General features: G+C 71.3%; 26 protein-coding genes. 2 read left to right on the plus strand and 24 right to left on the minus strand.

Going from position 1 to position 23,848, the window contains the following annotated elements:
* Positions 1-64: 64 nt before the first annotated feature.
* Together tsf and rpsB are read right to left on the minus strand one after the other, a co-directional pair.
* Complete coding sequence (gene tsf, locus ABZ079_RS24910; RefSeq protein WP_356941661.1) at positions 65-901, minus strand: translation elongation factor Ts; 837 nt, start codon at positions 899-901, stop codon at positions 65-67.
* A gap of 150 nt (positions 902-1,051) precedes the next feature.
* The gene (gene rpsB, locus ABZ079_RS24915) at positions 1,052-1,972 is read right to left on the minus strand and encodes a 30S ribosomal protein S2 (protein WP_356941662.1); all 921 of its coding nucleotides are present in this window, start codon (positions 1,970-1,972) and stop codon (positions 1,052-1,054) included.
* Positions 1,973-2,245: 273 nt separating this feature from the next.
* Between rpsB and ABZ079_RS24920 the strand changes: the two genes are divergently transcribed.
* On the plus strand, positions 2,246-2,830 hold the full coding sequence (locus ABZ079_RS24920; RefSeq protein ID WP_356941663.1) for a peptidoglycan DD-metalloendopeptidase family protein: 585 nt from the start codon (positions 2,246-2,248) through the stop codon (positions 2,828-2,830).
* A 125-nt stretch (positions 2,831-2,955) separates the two neighbouring features.
* On the opposite strand, the gene ABZ079_RS24925 is transcribed toward ABZ079_RS24920, so the two are convergent.
* The 18 genes from ABZ079_RS24925 to ABZ079_RS25010 form a co-directional block, all read right to left on the minus strand.
* On the minus strand, positions 2,956-3,513 hold the full coding sequence (locus ABZ079_RS24925; protein WP_356941733.1) for a helix-turn-helix domain-containing protein: 558 nt from the start codon (positions 3,511-3,513) through the stop codon (positions 2,956-2,958).
* 64 nt (positions 3,514-3,577) lie between these two features.
* Positions 3,578-4,420: an RNA polymerase sigma factor WhiG gene (whiG, locus tag ABZ079_RS24930; RefSeq protein ID WP_356941664.1), complete on the minus strand. Its 843-nt coding sequence runs from the start codon at positions 4,418-4,420 to the stop codon at positions 3,578-3,580.
* Positions 4,421-4,732: 312 nt separating this feature from the next.
* On the minus strand, positions 4,733-5,893 hold the full coding sequence (gene dprA, locus ABZ079_RS24935; protein WP_356941665.1) for a DNA-processing protein DprA: 1,161 nt from the start codon (positions 5,891-5,893) through the stop codon (positions 4,733-4,735).
* A complete protein-coding gene (locus tag ABZ079_RS24940) occupies positions 5,890-7,515 on the minus strand; it encodes a YifB family Mg chelatase-like AAA ATPase (protein WP_356941666.1) in 1,626 nt (541 codons plus the stop codon). Before ABZ079_RS24940 ends, dprA begins: the two co-directional genes overlap by 4 nt.
* The gene (locus tag ABZ079_RS24945) at positions 7,516-7,881 is read right to left on the minus strand and encodes a YraN family protein (RefSeq protein WP_356941667.1); all 366 of its coding nucleotides are present in this window, start codon (positions 7,879-7,881) and stop codon (positions 7,516-7,518) included.
* Between the two features lie 88 nt (positions 7,882-7,969).
* The gene (locus ABZ079_RS24950) at positions 7,970-8,278 is read right to left on the minus strand and encodes a DUF2469 domain-containing protein (RefSeq protein ID WP_003965949.1); all 309 of its coding nucleotides are present in this window, start codon (positions 8,276-8,278) and stop codon (positions 7,970-7,972) included.
* 56 nt (positions 8,279-8,334) lie between these two features.
* Positions 8,335-8,859: an NUDIX hydrolase gene (locus ABZ079_RS24955; protein ID WP_356941668.1), complete on the minus strand. Its 525-nt coding sequence runs from the start codon at positions 8,857-8,859 to the stop codon at positions 8,335-8,337.
* The gene (gene lepB / locus ABZ079_RS24960) at positions 8,849-9,634 is read right to left on the minus strand and encodes a signal peptidase I (protein ID WP_356941669.1); all 786 of its coding nucleotides are present in this window, start codon (positions 9,632-9,634) and stop codon (positions 8,849-8,851) included. Before lepB (ABZ079_RS24960) ends, ABZ079_RS24955 begins: the two co-directional genes overlap by 11 nt.
* Positions 9,635-9,705: 71 nt before the next feature.
* Positions 9,706-9,870: a hypothetical protein gene (locus tag ABZ079_RS24965; protein ID WP_356941670.1), complete on the minus strand. Its 165-nt coding sequence runs from the start codon at positions 9,868-9,870 to the stop codon at positions 9,706-9,708.
* A 90-nt stretch (positions 9,871-9,960) separates the two neighbouring features.
* A complete protein-coding gene (lepB, locus tag ABZ079_RS24970; protein ID WP_356941671.1) occupies positions 9,961-10,968 on the minus strand; it encodes a signal peptidase I in 1,008 nt (335 codons plus the stop codon).
* Positions 10,856-11,950 (minus strand): signal peptidase I, encoded by a 1,095-nt coding sequence (gene lepB / locus ABZ079_RS24975; protein WP_356941672.1) that lies wholly within the window; start codon positions 11,948-11,950, stop codon positions 10,856-10,858. The genes lepB (ABZ079_RS24970) and lepB (ABZ079_RS24975) overlap by 113 nt, the downstream gene beginning before the upstream one ends.
* Positions 11,943-12,644, minus strand: coding sequence for a signal peptidase I (gene lepB, locus ABZ079_RS24980; RefSeq protein ID WP_356941673.1), 702 nt, complete (start codon positions 12,642-12,644; stop codon positions 11,943-11,945). The genes lepB (ABZ079_RS24975) and lepB (ABZ079_RS24980) overlap by 8 nt, the downstream gene beginning before the upstream one ends.
* Before the next feature lie 45 nt (positions 12,645-12,689).
* On the minus strand, positions 12,690-13,040 hold the full coding sequence (gene rplS, locus ABZ079_RS24985; RefSeq protein WP_356941674.1) for a 50S ribosomal protein L19: 351 nt from the start codon (positions 13,038-13,040) through the stop codon (positions 12,690-12,692).
* Positions 13,041-13,175: 135 nt separating this feature from the next.
* A complete protein-coding gene (gene trmD / locus ABZ079_RS24990) occupies positions 13,176-14,009 on the minus strand; it encodes a tRNA (guanosine(37)-N1)-methyltransferase TrmD (RefSeq protein WP_356941675.1) in 834 nt (277 codons plus the stop codon).
* On the minus strand, positions 14,009-14,569 hold the full coding sequence (gene rimM, locus ABZ079_RS24995) for a ribosome maturation factor RimM (protein WP_356941676.1): 561 nt from the start codon (positions 14,567-14,569) through the stop codon (positions 14,009-14,011). The genes trmD and rimM overlap by 1 nt, the downstream gene beginning before the upstream one ends.
* 82 nt (positions 14,570-14,651) lie before the next feature.
* Positions 14,652-14,891 carry an RNA-binding protein gene (locus tag ABZ079_RS25000; protein WP_003973401.1) on the minus strand — a complete coding sequence of 80 codons (240 nt, stop codon included), beginning with the start codon at positions 14,889-14,891 and terminating at the stop codon, positions 14,652-14,654.
* A 5-nt stretch (positions 14,892-14,896) separates the two neighbouring features.
* A complete protein-coding gene (gene rpsP, locus ABZ079_RS25005; RefSeq protein WP_030785131.1) occupies positions 14,897-15,316 on the minus strand; it encodes a 30S ribosomal protein S16 in 420 nt (139 codons plus the stop codon).
* 369 nt (positions 15,317-15,685) lie between these two features.
* Positions 15,686-16,285: a hypothetical protein gene (locus tag ABZ079_RS25010; RefSeq protein ID WP_356941677.1), complete on the minus strand. Its 600-nt coding sequence runs from the start codon at positions 16,283-16,285 to the stop codon at positions 15,686-15,688.
* A gap of 580 nt (positions 16,286-16,865) precedes the next feature.
* Between ABZ079_RS25010 and ABZ079_RS25015 the strand changes: the two genes are divergently transcribed.
* Positions 16,866-17,681 (plus strand): class I SAM-dependent methyltransferase, encoded by an 816-nt coding sequence (locus ABZ079_RS25015; RefSeq protein ID WP_356941678.1) that lies wholly within the window; start codon positions 16,866-16,868, stop codon positions 17,679-17,681.
* 243 nt (positions 17,682-17,924) lie between these two features.
* On the opposite strand, the gene ffh is transcribed toward ABZ079_RS25015, so the two are convergent.
* The 4 genes from ffh to ABZ079_RS25035 all read right to left on the minus strand — a co-directional run bounded on the left by ffh (position 17,925) and on the right by ABZ079_RS25035 (position 23,715).
* Positions 17,925-19,475 (minus strand): signal recognition particle protein, encoded by a 1,551-nt coding sequence (ffh, locus tag ABZ079_RS25020; RefSeq protein ID WP_356941679.1) that lies wholly within the window; start codon positions 19,473-19,475, stop codon positions 17,925-17,927.
* A gap of 84 nt (positions 19,476-19,559) precedes the next feature.
* On the minus strand, positions 19,560-22,010 hold the full coding sequence (locus tag ABZ079_RS25025; protein ID WP_356941680.1) for a [protein-PII] uridylyltransferase: 2,451 nt from the start codon (positions 22,008-22,010) through the stop codon (positions 19,560-19,562).
* A 26-nt stretch (positions 22,011-22,036) separates the two neighbouring features.
* Positions 22,037-22,375 (minus strand): P-II family nitrogen regulator, encoded by a 339-nt coding sequence (locus ABZ079_RS25030; protein ID WP_356941681.1) that lies wholly within the window; start codon positions 22,373-22,375, stop codon positions 22,037-22,039.
* On the minus strand, positions 22,372-23,715 hold the full coding sequence (locus tag ABZ079_RS25035; protein ID WP_356941682.1) for an ammonium transporter: 1,344 nt from the start codon (positions 23,713-23,715) through the stop codon (positions 22,372-22,374). Before ABZ079_RS25035 ends, ABZ079_RS25030 begins: the two co-directional genes overlap by 4 nt.
* Between the last annotated feature and the right edge of the window lie 133 nt (positions 23,716-23,848).

The following is a 23,848-nucleotide window of genomic DNA, read 5'->3' on the forward strand; positions in this document are numbered from 1 at the left end:
CGGACGACTGCTGTCGACCCTATCGGGATTTCTCCGCGGGTCGCGCGTCGATCGCGGTACGGACTCAGATGCCGACCTTGATGCGCGAGAAGCGCTTCAGGGTGACACCGGCCTCGTCCAGCACCTTCTGGACCGACTTCTTGTTGTCGAGCGCGTACGGCTGGCCGAGCAGCGTGGCGTCCTTGAAGAAGCCGTTGACACGACCCTCGACGATCTTGGCGATCGCGGCCTCGGGCTTGCCCTCGGCGCGGGTGGTCTCCTCGGCGATGCGTCGCTCGGACTCGACGACCTCGGCCGGGACGTCCTCCTGGGAGAGGTACTTCGGCGCGAAGGCGGCGATGTGCTGGGCGATGCCCTTGGCGACCTCGGCGTTCGGCTTGTCGAACTCGACCAGGACACCGATCTGCGGGGGCAGGTCGGGCATGGTGCGGTGCATGTAGGCGGTGACGTAACCGTCGGAGAACTGCGCGAAGCGGTCCAGGACGATCTTTTCGCCGAGGTTGGCGTTGGCCTCGTCCACGAACGCCTGAACGGTCTTGCCGGGCTCGATCTCGGAGGCCAGCAGGGCCTCGAGGTCGGCCGGGTTCGTCTTGGCGACGTGCTCGGCGATGGCGTTGGCCACGGCCTGGAACTTCTCGCCCTTGGCGACGAAGTCGGTCTCGCACTTCAGCTCGACGAGGACGCCGGAGGAGTTGTCGTCGGCGATGATGGAGACCACGGCGCCGTTCTCGGCGGAGCGGCCCTCGCGCTTGGCGACGCCCTTCTGGCCCTTGATGCGCAGCGCCTCGACGGCCTTGTCGACGTTGCCCTCGGCCTCGTCCAGCGCCTTCTTGCAGTCCATCATGCCGGCGCCGGTGAGCTCACGGAGCTTCTTGACGTCGGCGGCGGTGTAGTTCGCCATGAGTCTGTGAGTCTTTCTCGAAGTCTGGAGATCTTCAGATCCGCACGGTTCGCGATCCACATGTGGTCGCGGATCGTGTACCCGGTGCCGACCTACGGGTGAACAGCGGGGGCGGACTTCATGTCACCGCCCCCGCCGTCGACGCTGACGTCAGGCCTGCTCGCCCTCGGCGGCCTTCTCGCCCTCGGCCGGAGCGGCCTCCGCGGGAGCGGCCTCGGCGGAAGCGGCCTCCGCGGGAGCGGCCTCGGCAGGAGCGGCCTCGGCAGGAGCAGCCTCGGCAGCCGGAGCCTCGTCCTTCTTCTCACCCTCGAGCAGGTCGCGCTCCCACTCGGCGAGCGGCTCGCCCGCGGCCTTCTCGCCCTTGTCACCGGTGGCGACACCGGAACGGGCGATGAGGCCCTCGGCGACGGCGTCGGCGATCACACGGGTGAGCAGGGTGACGGAGCGGATCGCGTCGTCGTTGCCCGGGATCTTGTAGTCGACCTCGTCGGGGTCGCAGTTGGTGTCGAGGATCGCGACGACCGGAATGTTCAGCTTCCGGGCCTCACCAACGGCGATGTGCTCCTTCTTGGTGTCCACGATCCAGACGGCGCTGGGCACCTTCTGCATCTCGCGGATACCACCGAGGGTCTTCTCCAGCTTGGCCTTCTCGCGCGAGAGCACGAGAAGCTCCTTCTTGGTCAGACCGGAAGCGGCGACGTCCTCGAAGTCGATCTGCTCGAGCTCCTTCAGGCGCTGCAGACGCTTGTAGACGGTCGAGAAGTTGGTGAGCATGCCGCCCAGCCAGCGCTGGTTGACGTAGGGCATGCCGACGCGGGTGGCCTGCTCGGCGATGGCCTCCTGCGCCTGCTTCTTGGTGCCGACGAACATGACCGTGCCGCCGTGGGCGACGGTCTCCTTGACGAACTCGTAGGCGCGGTCGATGTACGACAGCGACTGGAGCAGGTCGATGATGTAGATGCCGTTGCGCTCGGTGAAGATGAAGCGCTTCATCTTCGGGTTCCAGCGACGGGTCTGGTGACCGAAGTGGACGCCGCTCTCCAGCAGCTCCCGCATCGTGACGACGGCCATGGCCGTATCTCCTTGGTTTTCCCGGTTGTGCCGCGCCCGCCGGACGGCGGCCGCGCCTGACGCCCGCGGTGCGCCGTGCCACGAAGGACCGAGAGGCGCTTGGTACGAACCCTTGCGGGTGCCGTACCGGGGCGTGCGAAGTCGACCCGGTGACCCGGATCGCCAGAAGAAGTGTACGGGACCGGCGGGGCACCGGGTGACGCCACTGTCCACAAACGGGGAGTGGTCCACAGAGTCCGGCCATGAGCGGGCCGGCTGCGGGACGGTTCTCGCATGCGACGAGCGATGCGATGTGTCTCGGTGTGGGCGGCTCTGCTGCTGGGCCTGGCAGCGGCCGCACTCACCCCTCCCGCCCGGGCGGACGGTCCGGCCCCTGTGCCCCCACCGGCCCCGCGGGCCCCGGTCCCGGCCATCGGCCGCGCCTGGCCGGTGGGTGTCCGGCCGCCGGTGCTGCGCGGCTGGGAGCCGCCGGCGACGATGTACGGCGCCGGACACCGGGGTGTGGACCTGGCGGCGCCGCCCGGGGCTGCGGTGCGAGCGGTCGCGGCCGGCCGGGTGTCCTTCGCCGGCCGGGTGGCGGGCCGGGGCGTGGTGTCGCTGGAGCTGACAGGCACGGACCTGCGCACCACCTACGAGCCGGTGAGCCCGTCGGTGAAGAAGGGGGACGAGGTGGGGGCGGGCGAGGTGGTGGGGGTGGTGGAGCCGACGGGCTCGCACTGCGGGAGGGCCGGATGCGTGCACTGGGGCCTGCTGAGCGGCGACACCTATCTGGACCCGCTATCCCTGCTCCCGCCGTGGCTGCTGAACAGGGGCCCGTCGCGACTGCTGCCGGTGCTGGGCGTACAGCTCCCTGCGTAGCCCCGGGCAGTCGCCCCCACCTGGCCGCGGGCAGTCGTGCGGCCGCGGCGGCGCCCGTCCCAGCGAAAGGCGGCACCCCGCCGGCGCGGGCAAACGACCCGGCCCCCGCCCGGCGGCAGCCGGCCTCAGCCCTGGACGCCCCGCAGAACCATGGCCACGGCGGCATCCGTGATGGCCGCGGGATCTTCCGCCGCCCCCAGCTCGATGCGCCGCACTGCCGCGTCCACCACCCCCTGCAGCAACATCGCCGCCAGCCGAGGCTGCTCGTGCCCCATCTCCCCCAACGCCTCGACGATCATCACGACCAGTCCCCCGTGGGCCGCCCGGATCTTCTCCCGCGCCCCCGCGTCCAGCTCACTCGCGGAGATGGCGACGACCGCCCGGTGCCGCCGGTCCCCGACCAGCGCCAGCTGCTGCCGCACATACGCCTCGACCTTGCCCGCGGGCGAGTGCGCGCGCTCCATGGCCGCGGCCACCTCCGCGGCCCACAGCGGGAAGTCGGCCTCGCACAGCTCCTCGACCACGGCGGCCCGCGAGCGGAAGTACTCGTACACGGACGACCGCGCCAGCCCCGTCCGCTCGGCCAGCGCGGGAAAGGTCAGCGCTTCCGTCCCGCCCTCGGACAGCAGGGAGCGAGCCGCGTCCAGCAGGGCGGCTCGCTGCATCGACCGGTGCTCGGCCACGGAGGCCGCTCGAATCCTTGGCACGTCGACCACTTTACGGACAGGCCATCCCGGAAGGGAGGACTCAGCGCCCGAAGCTCGCCAGCTTGGCCCGCAGTTGCAGCACCGACTTGGTGTGGATCTGGCTGACCCGGCTCTCGGTGACGCCGAGCACGTTGCCGATCTCGGCGAGGGTGAGCCCCTCGTAGTAGTACAGCGTGACGACGGTCTTCTCCCGCTCGGGCAGCGTGTTGATGGCCCGTGCGAGGAACCGCCGCAGCTCCCGGTCCTCCGCCACTTCCACCGGGTTGTCGGCGGCGGTGTCCTCCAGCGTGTCCATGAGGCTGAGCCGGTCCCCGCCCTCGCCGCCGACGTGCAGCAGCTCCTCCAGGGCGACCACGTTGGCCAGTGACAACTGGCTGAACACGGCGTGCAGTTCGTCGACCTCCATGCCCAGCTCGGTGGCGACCTCACCCTCGGTCGGAGTGCGTCGCAGCCGGGCCTCCAGGGTGGCGTAGGCGCGCTCGACGTTGCGCGCCTTCTGCCGGACCGATCGGGGGATCCAGTCCAGTGCCCGCAGCTCGTCGATCATCGCGCCGCGGATCCGGGTGATCGCGTAGGTCTCGAACTTGATCTCCCGGTCGATGTCGAACTTCTCGATCGCGTCGATCAGCCCGAAGACCCCGGAGGACACGAAGTCCCCCTGCTCCACGTTGGGGGGCAGCCCGACGCTCACCCGGCCCGCCACGTATTTCACGAGCGGCGAGTAGTGCAGGATCAGCTGCTCCCGCAGCCGGTCGTCCCCCGTCGCCTTGTACGACCGCCACAGCTCGTCGAGCGTCGAGGGAGCGGGCGGCCGCACGCTGCCACCGTCGCGGGCGGCTGGGGGGATCGCCGCCCGATCGGACCCGGAGGTGTGCTGGGGCATTCGTCGCCTTGTGCCGTTCTGCCGTGAAGTGCTGCGAAGTGGGAGGGGGTGGGGCTCGTGGGATGGAGTGGGCTGCCTGGGTGAGTCGTCGGTCTGATGTCGAGTCGGCGCGGTCTGTGTCAGCGCCTTCGTGAGCGTAGCGTGATTGAGACGTCGCAATGCGCGAACAGTGAGGCTCCACCCGTGCGCGGTGCCCCCCGGCCGACCCGGTGACCGCACGCCCGGGTTCGCTCTGCGTGACCGGTCGAAGGGGCCAACTCCAGGAAACTCCAAGGGCGTCGGAGGTTCGCCCGGACGGCCGAACACGCTCGGTCAACATGAGCGGTGACCATCCCGGACCGAGATCATCGCCTGGCGTGTCAACTTCCAGCCATCGCCATGTCGTTCGACGTAACCAAGTGCCCGGAGTTCGTACAGTCTCGCGATCGCCTCGTCCGGCGTGGTCCGCGCGTCGAGCGCGATCTCCCCGGCGGGGGCCGCGCGGTCCCCGGGCAGGGCGGCGAGGACGGTCCGGGCGGACGGTCCCAGCAGGTCCCGCGGGAGCACCGGGCCCCGGCGAGGCGGGGCCAGCTCACCCATGTCCCCCACGAGTTCGACGACCTCCGCGGCGTCGGTGACCAGGGTGGCCTCCCCGCGCAGCAGTTCGTGCACGCCGGCGGAGAGGGCGCTGGTGACCGGGCCGGGCACGCCCATGGTGAACCGTCCCAGCCGCTGCGCGGCCCGCGCGGTGGCCAGCGAGCCGCTGCGGCAGGCGGCCTCCACGACGACGGTGCCCCGGGTCAGCGCGGCGATGACCCGGTTGCGGAGGATGAACCGGCTCGGTGTCGGGTGATCGCCCGGCGGCAGTTCGCCCACGACCAGTCCCTGTTCCGCGATCCTGCCGATCAGCGCGGCGTGGCCGCGCGGGTACGGCCGGTCGACACCGCAGGCGAGGACGGCGACGGTGGCTCCGCGGGCGGCGAGGGCGCCTCGGTGGGCTGCGCCGTCGATGCCGTAGGCGCCGCCGGACACCACGACCCATCCCCGCTCGGCGAGCCCCGCGGCGAGGGCGGCCGCCACATGGGTGCCGTACTCGGTGCAGGCCCGGGCGCCCACCAGGGCGACGGACCTCAGCGCCCACATCCGCAGGCCGGGCCGCCCTCGCACCCACAGCCCGAGGGGCCGGGCGTCCCCGAGATCGTCGAGCTGCCCGGGCCACTCGGCGTCCCCCGGGCACACGTACCGCGCCCCGGCGGCCTCGGCCACCGCGAGATCCTGCTCGGGCTCCGCCCGCCCGGCCCGCGCGACCAGCCCCGCCCACCGCACCCCGCTCGCCCCGGGCAACGGCTCCCCACCGTCGCGCAGCCGCCCCACCACCTCCCCCACGCCGAACTCCCGCACCCACCGCCCCCCGGCCTCGTCCCCGGGCTCGACGACCCGGGAGAGGAGGACCCGGCCGAGCCGTTCGCCGTCGGGGTCCCCGTCTCCGCTCACGTCAGCGCCCCGATGGCCATCGGCACCCCTCGGGGCACACCGGTGCGCAACTGCAGGGCCAGGGCGACGTCGGTCGCGTCCGGGCGGTCGTGCCCGACCAGGTCGGCGACCGTCCAGGCGACGCGCAGCACCCGGTCGATCCCACGGGCCGTGAGCACACCCCGTTCGAGGTTGCGCTCGGCCTCGTCCATCGCGCCGGCGGCGGCGTGGTACCGGCTGCGCAGTTCCCGGCCCGGCACTTCGCCGTTGCTGCGCCACGGGGTTCCGGCGAGGCGGGCGGCCGCCCGTTGCCGGGCCTGCCGCACCCGGTCGGCCACGGTCGCCGTGGACTCGCCTCGGGCGCCGGGGGCGGTGAGCTGGGCCCGGCTGACGGGATCGACCTCGACACGCAGGTCCACCCGGTCCAGCAGCGGGCCGGACAGCCGGGACTGGTAGCGGCGGATCGCCGATGGCGGACACTCGCACAGGGAGTCGCGTTGCGAGAAGCGCCCGCACGGGCAGGGGTTGGCCGCCAGCACCATCAGGAAGCGCGCCGGGAACCGGACCACGCCCGCGCTGCGTGCGATCACGACGTGCCCCGATTCCAGCGGCTGTCGCAGGGCGTCCAGGGTCTGGCTGCGGAACTCGGGCGCCTCGTCCAGGAACAACACGCCCCGATGGGCGAGGGACACGGCCCCCGGGCGGGCGATGCCGGGGCCGCCGCCGACGAGTGACTGCATCGTCGCCGAGTGGTGCGGGGCGCAGTAGGGAGCGACGTCGATGAGCGGCTTGCCCGGCGGCAGCAGCCCGGCCACCGAGTGAACCGCCGTGACCTGCAGCGACTCCTCCCTGGTGAGCGGGGGAAGCACGGCGGGCAGGCGCTCGGCGAGCATGGTCTTGCCCGCGCCGGGCGGGCCCTCCAGGAACAGATGGTGCCCCCCGGCCGCGGCCACCTCCACGGCCGTACGGGCCGAGGTCTGACCCACGACGTCCGCCAGATCGTGATCGTGGTCGTGCTGTGCGGCGCCGAGGCTGCGCATGCCGGTGGCGCCGCCCGTACCCGGCATGCGCAGACCGGCCAGGAGGGGGTCCGGGCGTCCCTGCCCGTCCGGCTCCTCCTCGGGGACCGGTTCCTCGGCCAGGACGGCGATGAGCTGCCGCAGACTGCGGACGCCGAGCACCGAAACGCCGGGGACCAGCGAGGCCTCGGCGGCGGCGCACTCCGGTACGACCACCTGCTCGTAGCCCGCGTCGGCCGCGGCCAAAACCGCGGGCAGGATGCCCCGCACCGGCCGCACCCGGCCGTCCAGGCCCAGCTCCCCGATCATGACGATGTCCGCGAGAACCCGCGGATCGATCCGCTCGGCGGCACCGAGCACCGCGCAGGCCACGGCCAGATCGAAGCCGGAGCCGGCCTTGGGCACCGACGCCGGGCTGAGTCCGACGGTGAGTTTCTTCTGCGGCCACGCGCCGCCCGAGTTCACCACCGCCGCCCGCACCCGGTCGCGGCTTTCCGTCAGGCTTTTGTCCGGGAGGCCCACCAGGGTGAAGGCGGCGACGCCCGGTTCGAGGTCGGCCTGGACCTCGACGACCACCCCCTCGACGCCGACCAGGGCCACCGAACACGTACGCGCGAATCCCATTCAGGCCACCCCCCGCGCGTGCTCGACGGACGGGGCGCCCCGGCGGGGCAGGAGGATGCCGATCAGGTCGATGCGGACGCCTCCCGGCGGAGCTCCCCCGTGGGCGTGGATCCAGCGTTCGGCCAGGCCCCGCAGCCGTTCGGCCTTCTCCGGGGTGATCGCGGCCATCGGATGCTCGTAGGAACCGCCCCTGCGGGTCTTCACCTCGCAGACGACGAGCGCGTCACCGTCCCGCGCCACGATGTCGATCTCCCCGGACCGTCCGCAGCGCCAGTTGCGCTCCAGGACCGTCATCCCGGCCTGGGCCAGCCGCCGCGCGGCCAGGTCCTCGCCGTACCTGCCGAGTGCACTGCGTGCCTTGCTCATGTCGGCACCACCTCCGGCGCCAACGCTCACGCATCCCGTCCCCAGATGTTGATCTTGGGGGACTACTCAGCGGTTGTGGAAAACCCCGTCACCCGCCCGGAAGCTCCAGGTCGCTCTTGTTCAGTTCCTCGATGTTCACATCCTTGAACGTGAGGACGCGGACCTGCTTGACGAAGCGAGCCGGCCGGTACATGTCCCAGACCCAGGCGTCGGCCATGGACACCTCGAAGAACACCTCACCCTGGACCGAGTGCACCTGCATCTCGTAGTCGTTGGTGAGGTAGAAGCGCCGTTCGGTCTCGATCACGTATTTGAACAGACCGACGACGTCTCGGTACTCCCGGTAGAGCTTGAGCTCCATCTCGGTCTCGTACTTCTCGAGGTCCTCGGCGCTCATGGCATGTTCCCCTTCAGCCGTGCGATCCCACCATTGTGCGCCAGTCCCGGGTTCCCTCAGACGATTTCCGTGTCGAGGGTCACGGGCCTGGCCGGGGGACCTTCGTCGAGCAGCCGCTGCAGCAACTCGGCGAGTCTGGTCGGATACACCGTCTCATGTGCCCGGGCCAGTTCCCGGCACGTCCACCAGCGCGCTCCGGCGACACTACGCCGCTCCAGCTCCGTCAGTCCCGCCGCCGCGGTGGCCGTCTGGGTCGTACGGGCCAGGTAGTACCACTCGTCCTGGTCCCAGCGGCGGCCCGCGAACGGGAAGGAACACCTGCGCCGCCACAACACGGGGCCGAGGTCGACATCGGTGATGCCGGTCTCCTCGGCGAGTTCCCGCAGCGCGGCCTCCTCGCGCGTCTCGGCACCCTCCAGACCGCCGCCCGGGGTGAACCACCAGTCGTCGGCCGGGTCGTCCGGCTCGTGGCCGTGCAGGAGCAGGATGCGGTCCACGGGGTCGAGAAGGACCACCCGGGCCACCTTGCGCAGGCCGCCTTCGTACGACTCCTCGCCCGTCCGCGTGGGCTCAGCGGACACCAGCCGCCTCCGGGCGCGCGGCACGGGCGCGGGAGCGGCCCAGGCGCTTGGCGATCGGGCCGTACGCCCCGCCGCCGAGGACCAGGACGGCACCGGCGACGATCAGCAGCTCAACGGTGCGCAGCGGGCCGGGCCGGGAGAGGGCACCGAGCGACTCGAAGCCGGTGGGGCGCTTGAGCGTGCCCTTCCAGGGCCATACGACGGCGTCCACGCGGGCGGATACGGCATCGCTGGAGACCGTCCCCTTGGCCGCGTCCGTGAGGTGGGCGGTGGAGTCCAGGGAGCCCTGGCGTTCGTCGCCGAGGAGGAACAGCCGGCCCTTCGGGACGGTCACGGTCGGGAAGTCGGTGATCTCTGCGAGGCTGCCCTCGGGCAGGTACGGCTCGTCGATCTGCTTGCCGTTGACGGTCAGCTTGCCGTCGGTGCAGCAGGAGACGGTGTCGCCGCCGACCGCGACGACACGCTTGACGACCTTGGCGTTGGTGACCCAGCTCTTGTCCTCGAAGACGACCACGTCACCGCGTCGCACCTCACCGCCGTCGACGCGCTGGGCGAGCACGCGGTCGCCGGCGTCGATGGTCGGGGCCATGGAACTGGTCGGCACGGTGTACGGCCGGTAGATCACCGCTGCCCAGGCGAATCCGCCGAGGAACAGCACCAGGCCCAGCGCCATGGCGAGCCCGGACAGCCGCTGCCCGATCCGGCTGCCGCCGACCTGTGCCGTGCCTGTGCCACCGCTGTGCGGGGCCGTACCCGTCGCGCTCTCGCCACCCATGGACCCGCACCCTACCCGGCGGTACCGAACGGGGGCAGCCCCCTGTTTCACGGCCGAGGTCACCGGCGCAGTCACAGGTTGCGGATGGCCTCGGCCAGGTCCGGTCCGTAGGAGGCCCAGCAACCCACCGACCCGTCCGGGTCGAGATGCCCCATGTACCACTCGCCGGCCTCGGCGTCACCGGAGTGACGGCGCAGGCGTTCGACGGTCCAGCCGTCGGGGAGTTCTGGTGCCACGACCGGAGCATCTCAGCCGGACGCACGGCGGGGCGAGTCAGGGGGCGCGCGGCGGGATCGGCTCGGCCGGCCGGAGCCCGGCCGACAGGGTCAGCGCTGTCCGGCGGACGTCTTCGGTTCGGCCTGGGACTCCGGCCGGTCCGTGCGCCGGCGCCGCCGCACCGCCACCGGCAGCAGCGCCGCGACGGCCACGCCCTCGGGGGCCACCGTCAGGGACGCGGACGCGGAGGGCTTCTGGTCGAGGCCGGGCTGGTCGAAGGTGCCCGGGACCGGCAGAGTGCCCCAGCGGGTGATCGGCCATGCCTTGACGATGGCGCGGCCGACGACCTTGTCGACGGGGACCATGCCGTGGTTCTTGTCGGACTGGTTGTAGCGGGAGTCGCGGGAGTTCTGGCGGTGGTCGCCCATCACCCAGATGTGGCCCTGGGGCACCGTCACCTTGAACTGGCCGCCGAGGTCGTCGTCGGTGCACGGGGTGTTGCCCGGGTAGACGTACGGCTCGTTCAGTGCCTTGCCGTTGACCGTCAGCGGGCCGGTGCCCTTGCACTGGACGGTGTCACCGCCGACGCCGATCACACGCTTGATGAGGTCCTTCTCCTCGGCGGACGGCATCAGGCCGATCCAGCTGAGCACCTTCTGCACGGCGTTCGGGTTGGGCGCGGGCTCGCCGGCCAGCCAGTTGTCCGGGTCGTGGAAGACGACGACCTCGCCGCGCTCGGGCTTGGAGCCGAACCACGGGGTGAGCTTGTCGACCAGGACACGGTCACCCTGCTGGAGGGTGTTCTGCATCGAGTCGGACGGGATGGAGAACGCCTGCACCAGGAACGTCTTGATCAGCAGCGCCAGGACCAGTGCGATGACGATCAGGATCGGCAGCTCCTTCCAGAAGGAGCGCGACTTTCTCGGCCGGCGTGCGGCCTCCTCCGCGCCCGCGTCCGTCCGGGCCTGCTGCCGCTCCGGCGTGCCGTCGTCGCCGGCCGCCGGGTCATTCCCGGAGGTCATGGCGCCGACCGGTACGGGGTCGTTCGCCCCCACGGGGTGCCCGCGGTGCTCCTCGCCGTCGTGTCCCGAACGTGCGCCAACCGCCACATCCCCCACGCCAACTCCTTACTCCGTGCCGCCGCCTGCCCCGGATACGGCGCAGGCCCACCACTCCCATAACGAGCGGGAGTTCCGCAGGGGTCGGGAGCTGGGTCGTTTCGTTCTGGTTCTCGGAAGCAACCCTATGCGACGGGCGGGGACCGGCGGTCGTCCCCGCCGCGGAGTCGGCGACGCTTGCGAAGGTTTTAGGTTCTTCCAGGCGCGTCCAGTGGCCGATCGGCCAGCCGATGACCATGGCCCGGCCGACCACCGAGCGCTCGGAGACCGTGCCGCCGTAGGGCGTGTTCTGGTGGAAGCGGGAGTCCGCGGAGTTGCCCCGGTGGTCGCCCATCACCCACAGCCGGCCCTGGGGGACGGTGATGTCGAAGGGGGTGGTGGAGGGCGCGTCCCCCGGATAGATGTAGTCGGCTTCGGTGAGCGGTACGCCGTTGACGGTGACGCGGCCCTGGGCGTCGCAGCACTTGACGTGGTCGCCGCCGACCCCGATGACCCGTTTGATCAGGTCCTTCTCGTTGTCGGAGGGCAGCAGGCCGATGAAGGTGAGGCCTTCCTTGAACTGCTTGACGACGACGGGGTCGTGCTTCTTGGCGGTCTTCTCGTCCGCCAGCCAGCCGCCCGGGTCGTGGAAGACGACGACATCCCCGCGCTGCGGCTTGGAGCCGAACCACGGGGTGAACTTGTCGACCAGCACGCGGTCGCCGATCCGGATCGTCTGCTCCATGGAGCCGGACGGGATCACGAACGCCTGGACGAGGAAGGTCTTCAGGACCAGCGCTATGAGGACGGCGACGCCTACCAGAAGGGGGATCTCCCGAACGGCTGAACGCCTGCGCTTGCGCTTCACCTTGCGCTGCAGTTTGCGGCGCTCCGCGCGCGTGCGACCGCCGCCGCCGGGCGCGGAGGTGCGACGCGAGCCGGTGGGCAGCAGGTTGTCCGCGGGCGTGCTGGGCACCCCGCGCGGTTTGCCGCGGTTACCCATGGGCGCCCTCCGCCGAAGCGGCGGGCACGCGCGCGTAGGCGGACGGCCGCGTCAGGTGTGTCCAGTGGGTGTGCGGCCACACGATCCAGTCGACCCGGCCGACGACGTCCCCGACGGGGATCATGCCGCCGCCGGGCGAGCCAAGGTGGTCGCGGGAGTCGCTGGAGTCGCTGCGGTGGTCGCCGAGGACGAAGAGACGGCCCGAGGGCACGACGACGTCGAAGGGCACGCTGGAGGCGCTGTCCCCGGGATGGAGGAACGACGTCTCGTCGACCGGCCGCCCGTTCACCTCTATCCTCTCCTCCCTGTCGCAGCAGACCACATGGTCTCCTCCCACGCCGACAACGCGCTTGACGTAGTCCGCGTCCCCGAAATACCCGGTGCCGTCGAACACAATCACGTCGCCGCGGCGCGGCTGGGCACCGAAACGGTACGCCAACTTATTTACGAGGACGCGGTCCTCGATCCTCAAACCCTGCTCCATGGATCCGCTCGGAATCCGGAACGGTTGCACCACGAAGGCGTTGAGGAGCAGCAGGAACGCCAGGCAGACGAAGAGAGTGAGGGTGATCCGGCCGCCCGGCAGCCATTCGGCGGCCCGCGCCACCAACGCGAAACGCGACCGTTCCTCCGGCCCCGGAGACTCCGGGTGGGAGGAGCGGTCGCGTTCCGTCGGCTGTGCTTCGGTGTCCATCGGGGCCTGATGCTATCCGGCCCCGCTGTGACGCCGGGGAAGCGCTCAGTTCTCGCGCTTCTCCTTGATCTTCGCGGCCTTGCCGCGCAGGTCACGGAGGTAGTACAGCTTGGCGCGGCGCACGTCACCCTTGGTGACCAGCTCGATCTTCTCGACGATCGGGGTGTGCACCGGGAAGGTGCGCTCGACGCCGACGGAGAACGAGACCTTGCGGACCGTGAAGGTCTCGCGGACACCGGAGCCCTGGCGGCGGATCACAACGCCCTTGAACTGCTGCACACGGGAGCGGTTGCCCTCGATGACGCGGACGTGGACGTTGACGGTGTCACCCGGGCGGAAGGCCGGGACGTCGGTGCGCAGCGACGCGGCGTCGACGGAGTCGAGCAGGTGAGACATTTCGTCTGCTTTCTTCGCTGATGCCACAGGTCATCAACGGGAGTTAGGTGTACATGAGGTCTGCCGCGCGGGTCGGGGCGGGCGTCGTGTCCCCCTGTGGCAGGGGCGCACGCCGGACGGACGCACAGCAGCGGCCTATTCTTCCACGCCCTCGGCCCGGCGCCAAAATCGCCCGTACGGCTCCCCCTCGGGGTCCGGTTCCCAGCCCAGGATGGAGAGCATCTCGCGGTCCTTCTTGTCGAAGGCCTTGGGGTCGCAGCGCTCGATCAGGTCGGGGCGATGCAAGGTCGTACGCTTCAGGGCCTCGTCGCGCCGCCAGCGGGCGATCTTGCCGTGGTGGCCGCTGAGCAGCACGTCCGGGATGTCCCGGCCGCGCCAGACGGGCGGCTTGGTGTAGACGGGTCCCTCCAGGAGGTTGGCCATGGCGCCGGGCGCGAAGGAGTCGTCACGGTGGGACTCGGCGTTGCCGAGGACGCCGGGCAGCAGCCGGGCGACGGCCTCGGTGATGACGAGAACGGCCGCCTCGCCGCCGGCGAGGACGTAGTCGCCGATCGAGACCTCGTAGACGGGTATCCGGGTCGCGTACTCGTCCATGACACGCCGGTCGATGCCCTCGTAGCGGGCCGGTGTGAAGACCAGCCAGGGGCGCTCGGAGAGTTCCACGGCCAGTTCCTGCGTGAAGGGGCGGCCGCTCGGGGTGGGGACGATCAGCGCGGGGGCCCGGGCGCCGGTCTCGTAGCCGTCGGCCAGGATCGTGTCCAGGGCGTGGCCCCAGGGCTCGGTCTTCATGACCATGCCGGGGCCGCCGCCGTACGGTGTGTCGTCGACCGTGTTGTGCCGGTCGTACGTCCAGGACCGCAGGTCGTGCACGTGGACATTGAGCTGCCCACGCGCGCGCGCCTTGCCGACGAGGGAGACGTTCAGCGGCTCGAGGTACTCGGGGAAGATCGTGGCGACGTCGAGGCGCATCACGACTCTTCCCCCGAGTCCTCCGCGTCCCGGGACGAGGCGACCTCCGCGCGGTCGTCGATCAGGCCCGGCGGAGGCGCGATGACCGCCTTCTGCTCCTCCAGGTCGATCTCGGTGACGATCTCCTCCACGAAGGGGATCAGCACCTCGCCGCCGTCGGGACGCTCCACGATGAAGAGGTCCTGGGAGGGCAGGTGCGAGATCTCGGTGATCCGGCCGACCTCGATGCCGTCCTCGGTGACCACGTCGAGGTCGATGAGCTGGTGGTCGTAGTACTCGTCCTCGCCCTCGGGGAGTTCCTCGGGGTCGATTTCGGCGATCAGCAGGATGTTGCGGAGGGCCTCGGCGGCGTTGCGGTCGGTGACGCCCTCGAACCGCAGGAGGAGGCGGCCACTGTGGACGCGGCCGGTGGCGATGGTGAGGGGCCCGGCGGAGGCCGGGTCGGTGGCCAGGACGGCGCCCGGGGCGAGCCGCAGCTCGGGCTCGTCGGTACGTACCTCGACGGTGACCTCGCCCTTGATTCCGTGGGCGCGGCCGATCCGTGCGACTACCAGCTGCACGTGTCCAAATCTCCTGTCATACGACTGCGGGCCGGGGACGGCCCAGTGGCCCTCCCCGGCCCGAGCCGGTTGCGATGAAGCGTCAGCGGACGTGGTCGACGTCGACGAGGTCGACGCGGACACCGCGGCCGCCGATGGCGCCCACGACGGTACGCAGAGCGCGCGCGGTACGGCCGTTGCGGCCGATCACCTTGCCGAGGTCGTCGGGGTGGACCCGGACCTCCAGCACACGCCCGCGGCGCAGGTTGCGCGAGGCGACCTGCACATCGTCAGGGTTGTCGACGATGCCCTTCACGAGGTGCTCAAGCGCCTCTTCGAGCATGCTGCTCAGGCCTCGGTCGACTCGGACTCGGCAGCGGCCTCGTCCTTCTTCTCAGCCTTCTTCTTCTGGGTGATCGCCTCACCCTTGCCCTCGTCGTCACCGCCGAGAGCCTCGAACGACGGACGGGCCGGCTTGGGCTCGGCGACGAGCAGCGGCGCGGGAGCCGGCTCGCCCTTGAACTTCTGCCAGTCGCCGGTCTTCTTCAGGATGGCGAGGACGGGCTCGGTCGGCTGAGCGCCGACACCGAGCCAGTACGCCACACGCTCGGCGTCCACCTCGATGACCGACGGGTTGTAGGTCGGGTGGTACTTGCCGATCTCCTCGATGGCCCGGCCGTCACGGCGGGTACGGGAGTCGGCGACGACGATGCGGTAGTGAGGCGAACGGATCTTGCCCAGACGCTTCAGCTTGATCTTGACTGCCACGGGAGTGGGTTCTCCTGGATTGACGTGGTTGGGCACGGCGAGCTGCCGCGTGGGGTTGCGGTACCCGAATGCCCGATGGACGCGTCAGCCGGAGGAGAGAGGGGTCCTGTGCGGCTGTCGAGTACAGCTAGCCATTGTGCCACACCCTGCGGGACGCTTCTGGCCGAGGGTGCGTGAGCTGCGGTCGGGCATGGCTGGGAGGCACCCGGCGCGGAGGTGACCGTACGTCGGGTGCGCTTCCCCGGCACCGGGAAGCTGCCGCCCGCGCCCGCCCCGGCGGCACGACTGCCCGCGGGATGGGGACACGGTACGGCCCGCTCTCGTTCGCGGATGACGAACGGACTGCGGCTGCCACGAGCAGTCGCAGTCTCAGCTCGCCGCCCCCACCACGTCCGGGATGCGGAACGGCTTGCCGCAGCCGCCGCAGACGATCGGGGCCTGCGCCAGGACCGACGGGACCACCCGGACGTTGCGGCCGCAGTCGCAGACCGCCTTGACGCGGACGCCACCACCGGAGGAGCCGTGCCGGGCGGCCGGGCCGCGGAAGGTGCGGGAGGTGTCGGACGAGGTGGCCACCGTGTGGGCCCTCAGCGCGCGCTGCAGCCGCTCGCTGGTCGGGCGGTAGCGCCGCTTCGCCTCGGGGTTGAGCGTGACCAGTGAGAAGCCGCTGCTCGGGTGCGGTTCCTCGGGGTGGTCGAGGCCCAGCTCCTCGGCGATCGCGAGGAAACGACGGTTGTGGTAGCGGCCGGCCCGGGAGGTGTCGCGGATCCCGCGGGCGGCGGCGATGCCGTGGACTGCCTCATGGAGCAGTCGCTCGAAGGAGAGCTCGTGCCCGCACGCGGACGACGACTCCCCGATCAGGGACTCTGGCGCGGCAAGGTCAGGCAGCTCGGGGTGGTACCGCTGAATGTCGGCCCACGCCTGTGCCAGCTCTGCGGCGAGAACAGGTGGTGTCTGTGTCGTGCTCACGTAATGACAACGAGCGGGGGTGCCGCTGTGTTCCTATTCCGGGGCATCCCAAATAATTTGCACGTACCCGTCAGTTGCCGCTGATGCGTCCTGACGAGGGCGGGTGCGCTGATCTGCGGAGAAGCCTCGCAGCTCGTACCAAGCTGGTGCGTAGTCCGCGGTACGACGGACGTCTGGTACGTGCGTGCGACGGCGGTCGGCGCCTACGCAAGACGCGTTTCGGTCGCTCTCGATGCGGAGCCCCACCTTGGTCAGCGTCTGTGACGGTCGTGACGTTACGGCGCGCCACTCCAGCCCCCGGAAGTGGCCCGTCCCCCTGGAACGGACACCGTACGGCCACCCGGATCGCCGGGACGTGAAATCCCGCCACACTCGCGTCCGGACCCCAAGCAGGGCCCCACGACCCCTGGACGGCGCCGCGAGGCGGGAGTTACCTGGCATACGTGGGAAGTGCGCGCGCACGGCACGGGGGCCACGCAACAACCGGGCACAGCGGCGAACTGTCGGCGGATTGGGGCGCTTACCTATGACACCTACGCTCGTGCGACAGCACCGGTCTCACGCGGATTCCGCACTCCGCGTGGACCTGTGCGCACGCGCGCGTGACTGGTCGGAGATCCAGGAGCGGATGCTGGTCCCGCTCTACGAAGCGGTCTACCAGCGGCTCGAAGTGGGCCCCGCCACCCGGTTGCTGGGCCTGCGCTGCGGCTCCGGCCTCGCCCTGCTGATGGCGGCCTCCAGGGGGGCGGCGGTGACGGGCGTCGACTCCTCCCCCGAACGGCTCGCCCTCGCGCGTGAGCGGCTGCTGCCGGACGCCTCGCGCGGCGTACGCGCCGGCACGCGCGCGCGTACGGCCACGAAACTCGTGGACGGCGCACCGGAGGACGCGTCCGGCGCGGTGACGGCCGCGTACACCCTGGTGACCGTCTTCGAGCCGATCGGCTGCCTCGCGGGCGACTCCGAGGGGCTCGGCGGGCAACTGGCGGCCGCGGTGCCGCTGGCCGGGCGCGGGGCCGCCGTGGTGCTGGCCGGCTGGGGCCCTCCGGAGCGCTGCGCCACCTCCTCGGTGCTGCGGGTGGCCACGAAACTGGCCGACCCTTTGCGCAGCGCGCGCAGGTGGCGCCCGGCCCGGCGGGACGACCTGGAGGAGGTCGCCCAGCGGGCGGGGCTGAAGCCGGACGGCTCGGGTCGGGTCGCCTGCCCCTTCGGGTACGCCGGCCTCGACAGCGCCGTACGCGGACTGCTCTCGACCGGTCTGTTCGACGCGGCGATCGCGGCGACCGACGCCAAGCAGGTCGACAAGGAGCTGACGGAGGCCCTGCACCCGCACCGGCGCCAGGACGGGACCGTGTGGATGCCGAACGTCTTCCGCTACCTCATAGCCCGCGTGCCCTGAGCGTCGCCGTCCTGCCTCAAGCGTCGCTGCTCGCTCATGCCCAGCGGGACGCCATCCCGCGCGCGATGGTGGTGACCTGTTCCAGGCCGCTCTCGGACCCGCGGTGATCACGCCGTGGACGACCCGCTCGGCCGCCATCCCGCCGAGCGCGCCGACGATCCGGCCGGCCGCGCGGGTACTCACCGGCATGCCCAGGGGCGCCCTTCCGGAGAAGGGCGCCCCTTGCAGGTGCGACGGGCCGGCTCAGCCCATGAACTTCTTGAACTCGTCCGGCAGCTCGAAGTCCTGGCCGCCCTGCTGCGGCAGCCCGAAGGCGTTGCCGCCCTGCGCGGCGGCCTCGCGGCGCTGGGCCTCCTCCAGCTCCTGCTGCCTGCGCTTCATCGGGTTGCCCGAGCGCTGCTTGCCCTTGGCCTTCTTGGGCTGCTTCTTGGTCCGGCCGGGGCCGCCGCCCATGCCCGGGATCCCCGGCATGCCCGGCATACCGCCGCCCTGGGCCATGCGGGACATCATCTTGCGGGCCTCGAAGAACCGCTCGACCAGGCCCTTCACCGCGCTGACCTCGACCCCGGAACCCTTGGCGATACGGGCGCGGCGCGAACCGTTGATGATCGTCGGGTCCTGGCGCTCGCCCGGGGTCATCGACTTGATCATCGCGGCGATGCGGTCGACCTCCCGCTCGTCGAGGTTGTTGATCTGTTCCTTGATCTGACCCATGCCCGGGAGCATGCCGAGCAGCTTGCTGATGCTGCCCATCTTCCTGACCTGCTCCATCTGGGACAGGAAGTCGTCCAGGGTGAAGTCCTGGCCCTTCCTGGACGCCAGCTTCGAGGCCATCTTCTGGGCCTCTTCCTGGCTGAAGGTCTTCTCCGCCTGCTCGATCAGGGTGAGCAGGTCACCCATGTCGAGGATGCGGGAGGCCATCCGGTCCGGGTGGAACGCGTCGAAGTCGTCCAGCTTCTCGCCGTTCGACGCGAACATGATCGGCTTGCCGGTGATCTGCCGGATGGACAGGGCCGCACCACCGCGGGCGTCACCGTCGAGCTTGGAGAGCACGACGCCGTCGAAGCCGACGCCGTCGCGGAAGGCCTCGGCGGTGTTGACCGCGTCCTGACCGATCATCGCGTCGACGACGAACAGGATCTCGTCCGGGGAGACGGCGTCGCGGATGTCCGCGGCCTGCTGCATCATCTCCTGGTCGATGCCGAGACGGCCGGCGGTGTCCACGATCACGATGTCGTGGACCTTGGACCTGGCGTGGTCGATGGAGTCCTTGGCGACCTTCACCGGGTCGCCGACGCCGTTGCCCGGCTCGGGGGCGTAGACGGCGACACCGGCGCGCTCGGCGACGACGCTCAGCTGGTTGACGGCGTTCGGGCGCTGGAGGTCGGCGGCGACCAGCAGCGGGGAGTGGCCCTGCTCCTTCAGCCAGCGGCCCAGCTTGCCCGCGAGGGTGGTCTTACCGGCACCCTGCAGACCCGCCAGCATGATCACGGTCGGGGGCTGCTTGGCGAAGCGGAGCCGCCGGGTCTCGCCACCGAGGATGGTGACCAGTTCCTCGTTGACGATCTTGAGGACCTGCTGGGCCGGGTTCAGCGCCTTGGAGACCTCGGCGCCGAGCGCGCGCTCCTTGAGGTTCTTGATGAACGTGCGGACGACGGGCAGGGCCACGTCGGCTTCGAGGAGCGCGATACGGATCTCGCGCGCCGTGGCGTCGATGTCCGCCTCGGAGAGCCGTCCCTTGCCGCGCAGGTTCTTGAAAGTCGCTGACAGGCGATCGGAGAGAGTGTCGAACACGGCGCTCGCGGTCCTCGGGGTCGGTGACGGTCTTCTGGGAATCGCCCTCCAGGGTATCCCGGCGCCGAAGCCACCGGGGCAGGGTCACCCGCGCAGCGTCTCCTCCAGTGTCCTGGCCGTCGACGCGGCGTCCCCCGCCGGCAGCGGCGCACCCGCGCCGGTCGTGACGTAGAAGGCGTCGACCGCGTTGGAACCCAGCGTCGACACGTGCATGCTGCGCACCCGTACACCGGCCTTCTCCAGCGCCGTCCCGATGCGGTGCAGCAGCCCCGGGGCGTCCTGGGCGCGGACCTCGATCACCGTGGCGTGGTGGGAGGCCGCCGGGGCGACCGTCACCCGGGGCGGCGGGGCGGCCCAGCCGCGGCGGCGGGGGTAGGCCGCGTCCCGTTCGGCGAGGCGGCCGGCGATGTCCAGGGAGCCGTCCAGGGCGCGGACGAGGTCGGCGCGGAGCCGGGCCGCCTGGGGCAGGGAGCCGTACTCGGCGGCGACCCGCCAGTTCAGGAGCAGGACCGAGCCGTCGTCGACGTCGTCGGGCAGGTTCAGGGCGCGCAGCTCCGCGGTGCGGACGGTGAGGCGGTGCACGGCGAGGACACCGGCGACCGCCGGCAGCACACCGGGCTGGTCGGGTACGGCGATGAGCAGTTCGACGCCGAGGGGTTCCGGTTCGCCGGAGGGCTCCGCGTCGGGGACCGGCTCGGTCTGCGGGTGCAGGGCGAGGACCGGGCCACCGGTCCGGAACGCCTCGACGGCGAGGCGTTCCTGCTCGGCGGTGGGCGCCGCGGGCTCGGGTTCGTCGGGGGCGTCCCCGGCGAGGACGGCGCAGACGCGTCGTACCAGGTCGGCTACGAGCGAGCCGCGCCAGGAGGACCAGGCGGCAGGGCCGGTCGCGAGCGCGTCGGCCTCCGTCAGGGCGTGCAGCAGCTCCAGTGTGCTCTGGGTGCCGACCGCCTCGGCGACCGAGCGGACGGTGGCCGGGTCGTCCAGATCGCGCCGGGTGGCCGTCTCGATCAGCAGCAGGTGGTGCCGTACGAGGGTCGAGAGCACGGCCACGTCGGCGCGGTCGAAGCCGATCCGCGCGGCCACGTCCCTGGCGATGATCTCGCCCGCCACGGAGTGGTCGCCGGGCCAGCCCTTGCCGATGTCGTGCAGCAGGGCGGAGACGAGGAGCAGGTCGGGGCGGCTGACACGGCGGGTCAGTTCGGAGGCGCGGACCGCTGTCTCGATCAGGTGCCGGTCGACCGTCCAGAGGTGGACGGCGTTGCGCTGCGGGCGGCAGCGGACCCGCTCCCAGTCGGGCAGCAGTCGGCTGATCAGGCCTTCCGCCTCCAGGGCCTCCCAGACGTCGATGGTCGGGCGGCCGGAGCCGAGGAGGGTCACCAGCTGCTCGCGGGCCTCGGCGGGCCAGGGTGTGGGCAGGGGGCGGGCGGTGGCGGCCATGCGCCGTACGGCGTGCAGGGAGAGCGGAAGGCCGGCCTGCGCGGCGGCGGCCGCGGCGCGCAGCGGGAGCACGGGGTCGCGCTCGGGGCGCGCGGCGCGCGCGAGCACCACCTCGCCGTCCATCTCGACCACGCCCTCGGCGAGAGGTGACCGTTCCGCGACCGGTTTGCCGCCGCTCAGCATGGCGCGCAGACGCGGCCGGACGGAGCGCGAGCGCAGCACGCGCCCCACTTCACGCCAGGTGACGTCACTGGCGTACGAGATGACCCGCGCCGCCTCGTACACCTGCCGCAGCAGGGTGTCGGCGTCCAGCAGGCCCAGCTCGGCCGCGACCTGGTCCTGTTCCTGCAGGGCCAGGCGGTCGGTCGCGCGGCCGGTGGCCAGATGGAGCGCGTCGCGGACGTCGAGCAGGCGTCGGCGGGCGTCCGCGAGGCCCTCACGCGGGGCGTCGGCCAGCCAGGATGCGGCGACGGCGCGCAGGGCGGTGGCGTCGCGGAGGCCGCCGCGGGCCTCCTTGAGGTCGGGTTCCAGGAGGTACTGGAGCTCGCCCTGCCGTTCGGCGCGTTCGGCGCAGAGTTCCTGGAGTTCGGGCAGGCGCTTGGGCGCCTGGTTGCGCCAGTCGGCCAGGACGGCGGTGCGCAGGCCCGCGGTGAGGCCGAGGTCACCGGTGAGGTGGCGGGCGTCCAGGAGGCCGAGGTGGACTTTCAGATCCTCTCCGGCCGTCTTCCTGGCTTCCGCCGGGGTGCGGACGGAGTGGTCCAGGGCCAGCCCCAGGTCCCATACGGGGTACCAGAGGCGGTCGGCCAGGGCGGCGACCGCACTGGGGTCGGAGCCGTCGTGCAGCAGCAGGAGGTCGAGGTCGCTGCGTGGGGACAGCTCGCCGCGGCCGTAGCCGCCCACGGCGACGAGGGAGACACCCCTGAGTCCGTCGCCCGCCGCCGTGAACAGTCCGGCGAGCCAGTCGTCGGTCAGTCCGGCGAGGGCGGCACGGCGCGGCGGCCCGGACCGCGCCCCCTCCGAGAGGAGGCGCAGCCGGGCCGCCGCGTAGCCGCTGGGTCCCGAGTCATCCGCTTCTTTCCGCACATCCGTACCCGTCACCCAGCGACTCCTGTCTCTCTGCCGTGTCAGAGCGCGTCCGGGCCGCGCTCGCCGGTGCGGACCCGCACGGCCGTCTCGACCGGCAGGGACCAGACCTTGCCGTCACCGATCTTGCCGGTCCGGGCCGCCTTGACGATGACCTCGATCAGCGGCTCGGCGTCGTCGTCCTCGGCCAGCACCTCGATGCGGATCTTGGGGACCAGGTCGACGGTGTACTCGGCGCCCCGGTAGACCTCGGTGTGGCCCCGCTGCCGACCGTAGCCGCTGGCCTCGGTGACCGTCAGCCCGTGGACGCCGAAGGCCTGCAGGGCCTCCTTGATCTCGTCCAGCCGGTGGGGCTTGACGACGGCGGTGATGAGCTTCATGCGTCCACCTTCTTGGTCTGCGTGGCGGCCAGGGCCGGGGCGGCCGCGACGGAGCCGACGACTCCGCCGCCGGCGCCGCTGAAGTCGTATGCGGTCTCGGCGTGCTCGGCCTGGTCGATGCCCGACACCTCTTCATCCTCGGTGACGCGCATCCCGATGGTCTTGTCGAGCAGGAAGGCGAGGACCGCGGAGACGATCAGGGAGTAGGCGAGGACCGCGAAGACACCGGCGCACTGCTTCCACAGCTGGTCGAACGTGTGGTCACCGTAGAAGACGCCCGTGGCGGCGGACTGGCCCTTGCCGGTGGCGAAGAAGCCGACGAGGAGGGAGCCGATGATGCCGCCGACCATGTGGACGCCGACGACGTCGAGCGAGTCGTCGAAGCCGAACCTGAACTTCAGGCCCACGGCCGCGGCGCAGGCGACACCGGCGATGGCGCCGACGGCGATCGCACCGAGCGGGGAGACCGCGCCACCGGACGGGGTGATGGCGACCAGACCGGCGACCGCCCCGGAGGCGGCGCCCAGCGTGGTGAACGCCCCGTGCCGGATCTTCTCGTAGGCGAGCCAGGCCAGCATGGCGGCGGCCGTGGCGACCTGCGTGTTGACGAACATCAGCGCACCGACGCCGTCGTCGTTGCCGAGCCAGGAGCCGGCGTTGAAGCCGAACCAGCCGAACCACAGCAGACCGGCACCGAGCATGACCAGCGGAAGGCTGTGCGGGCGCATCGGGTCCTTCTTGAAGCCGACGCGCTTGCCGATGACGAGGATGACGCCGAGGGCGGCCGCACCCGCGTTGATGTGGACCGCGGTACCGCCGGCGAAGTCGATCACGCCGAGCTTGTAGGCCCAGCCGTCGGCGCCCCAGACCCAGTGCGCCACCGGGACGTAGACGATCGTGGCCCACAGGGCGACGAAGAGCGACCAGGCGGAGAACTTGACGCGGTCCGCGAGGGCGCCGCTTATCAGGGCCGGCGTGATGATGGCGAACATCAGCTGGAAGACCATGAAGACGAAGATCGGGATGGTGTAACCGTCCCAGAGCTCCGTCAGCCCGATGTCGCTGAGGCCGAACCAGTCGGAGTTCCAGCCGATGAGGCTGTTGCTTGTGCCGAAGGCGAGGGAGAAGCCGTAGAGCACCCACAGAATGGTGACGATGCCCATGCTGATGAAGCTCATCATCAGCATGTTGAGGGTGCTTTTGACGCGGACCATGCCTCCGTAGAAGAAGGCGAGACCCGGGGTCATGAGCAGCACCAGGGCGGAACAGATGAGCATGAAGCCTGTGTTCGCGGAGGACAGCTTGGGTGCCTCCGCGGCAAGCGTGATGGCTGGTGCCATCGGCGTCTCCTCGTCGATTGGTACGGCCCCGTGCGGGCGAAGCCTGAGCGGTCCGGTCAGTGAGGGGCGGGCCGGTTATGCGCCATGAGATTGGCGCAGCGCGGTTTCGGTGGAAGCCCCTCGTTGTTTCGCC

The organism is Streptomyces sp. NPDC006314 (assembly GCF_040613075.1).
Classification (GTDB): Bacteria; Actinomycetota; Actinomycetes; order Streptomycetales; family Streptomycetaceae; genus Streptomyces.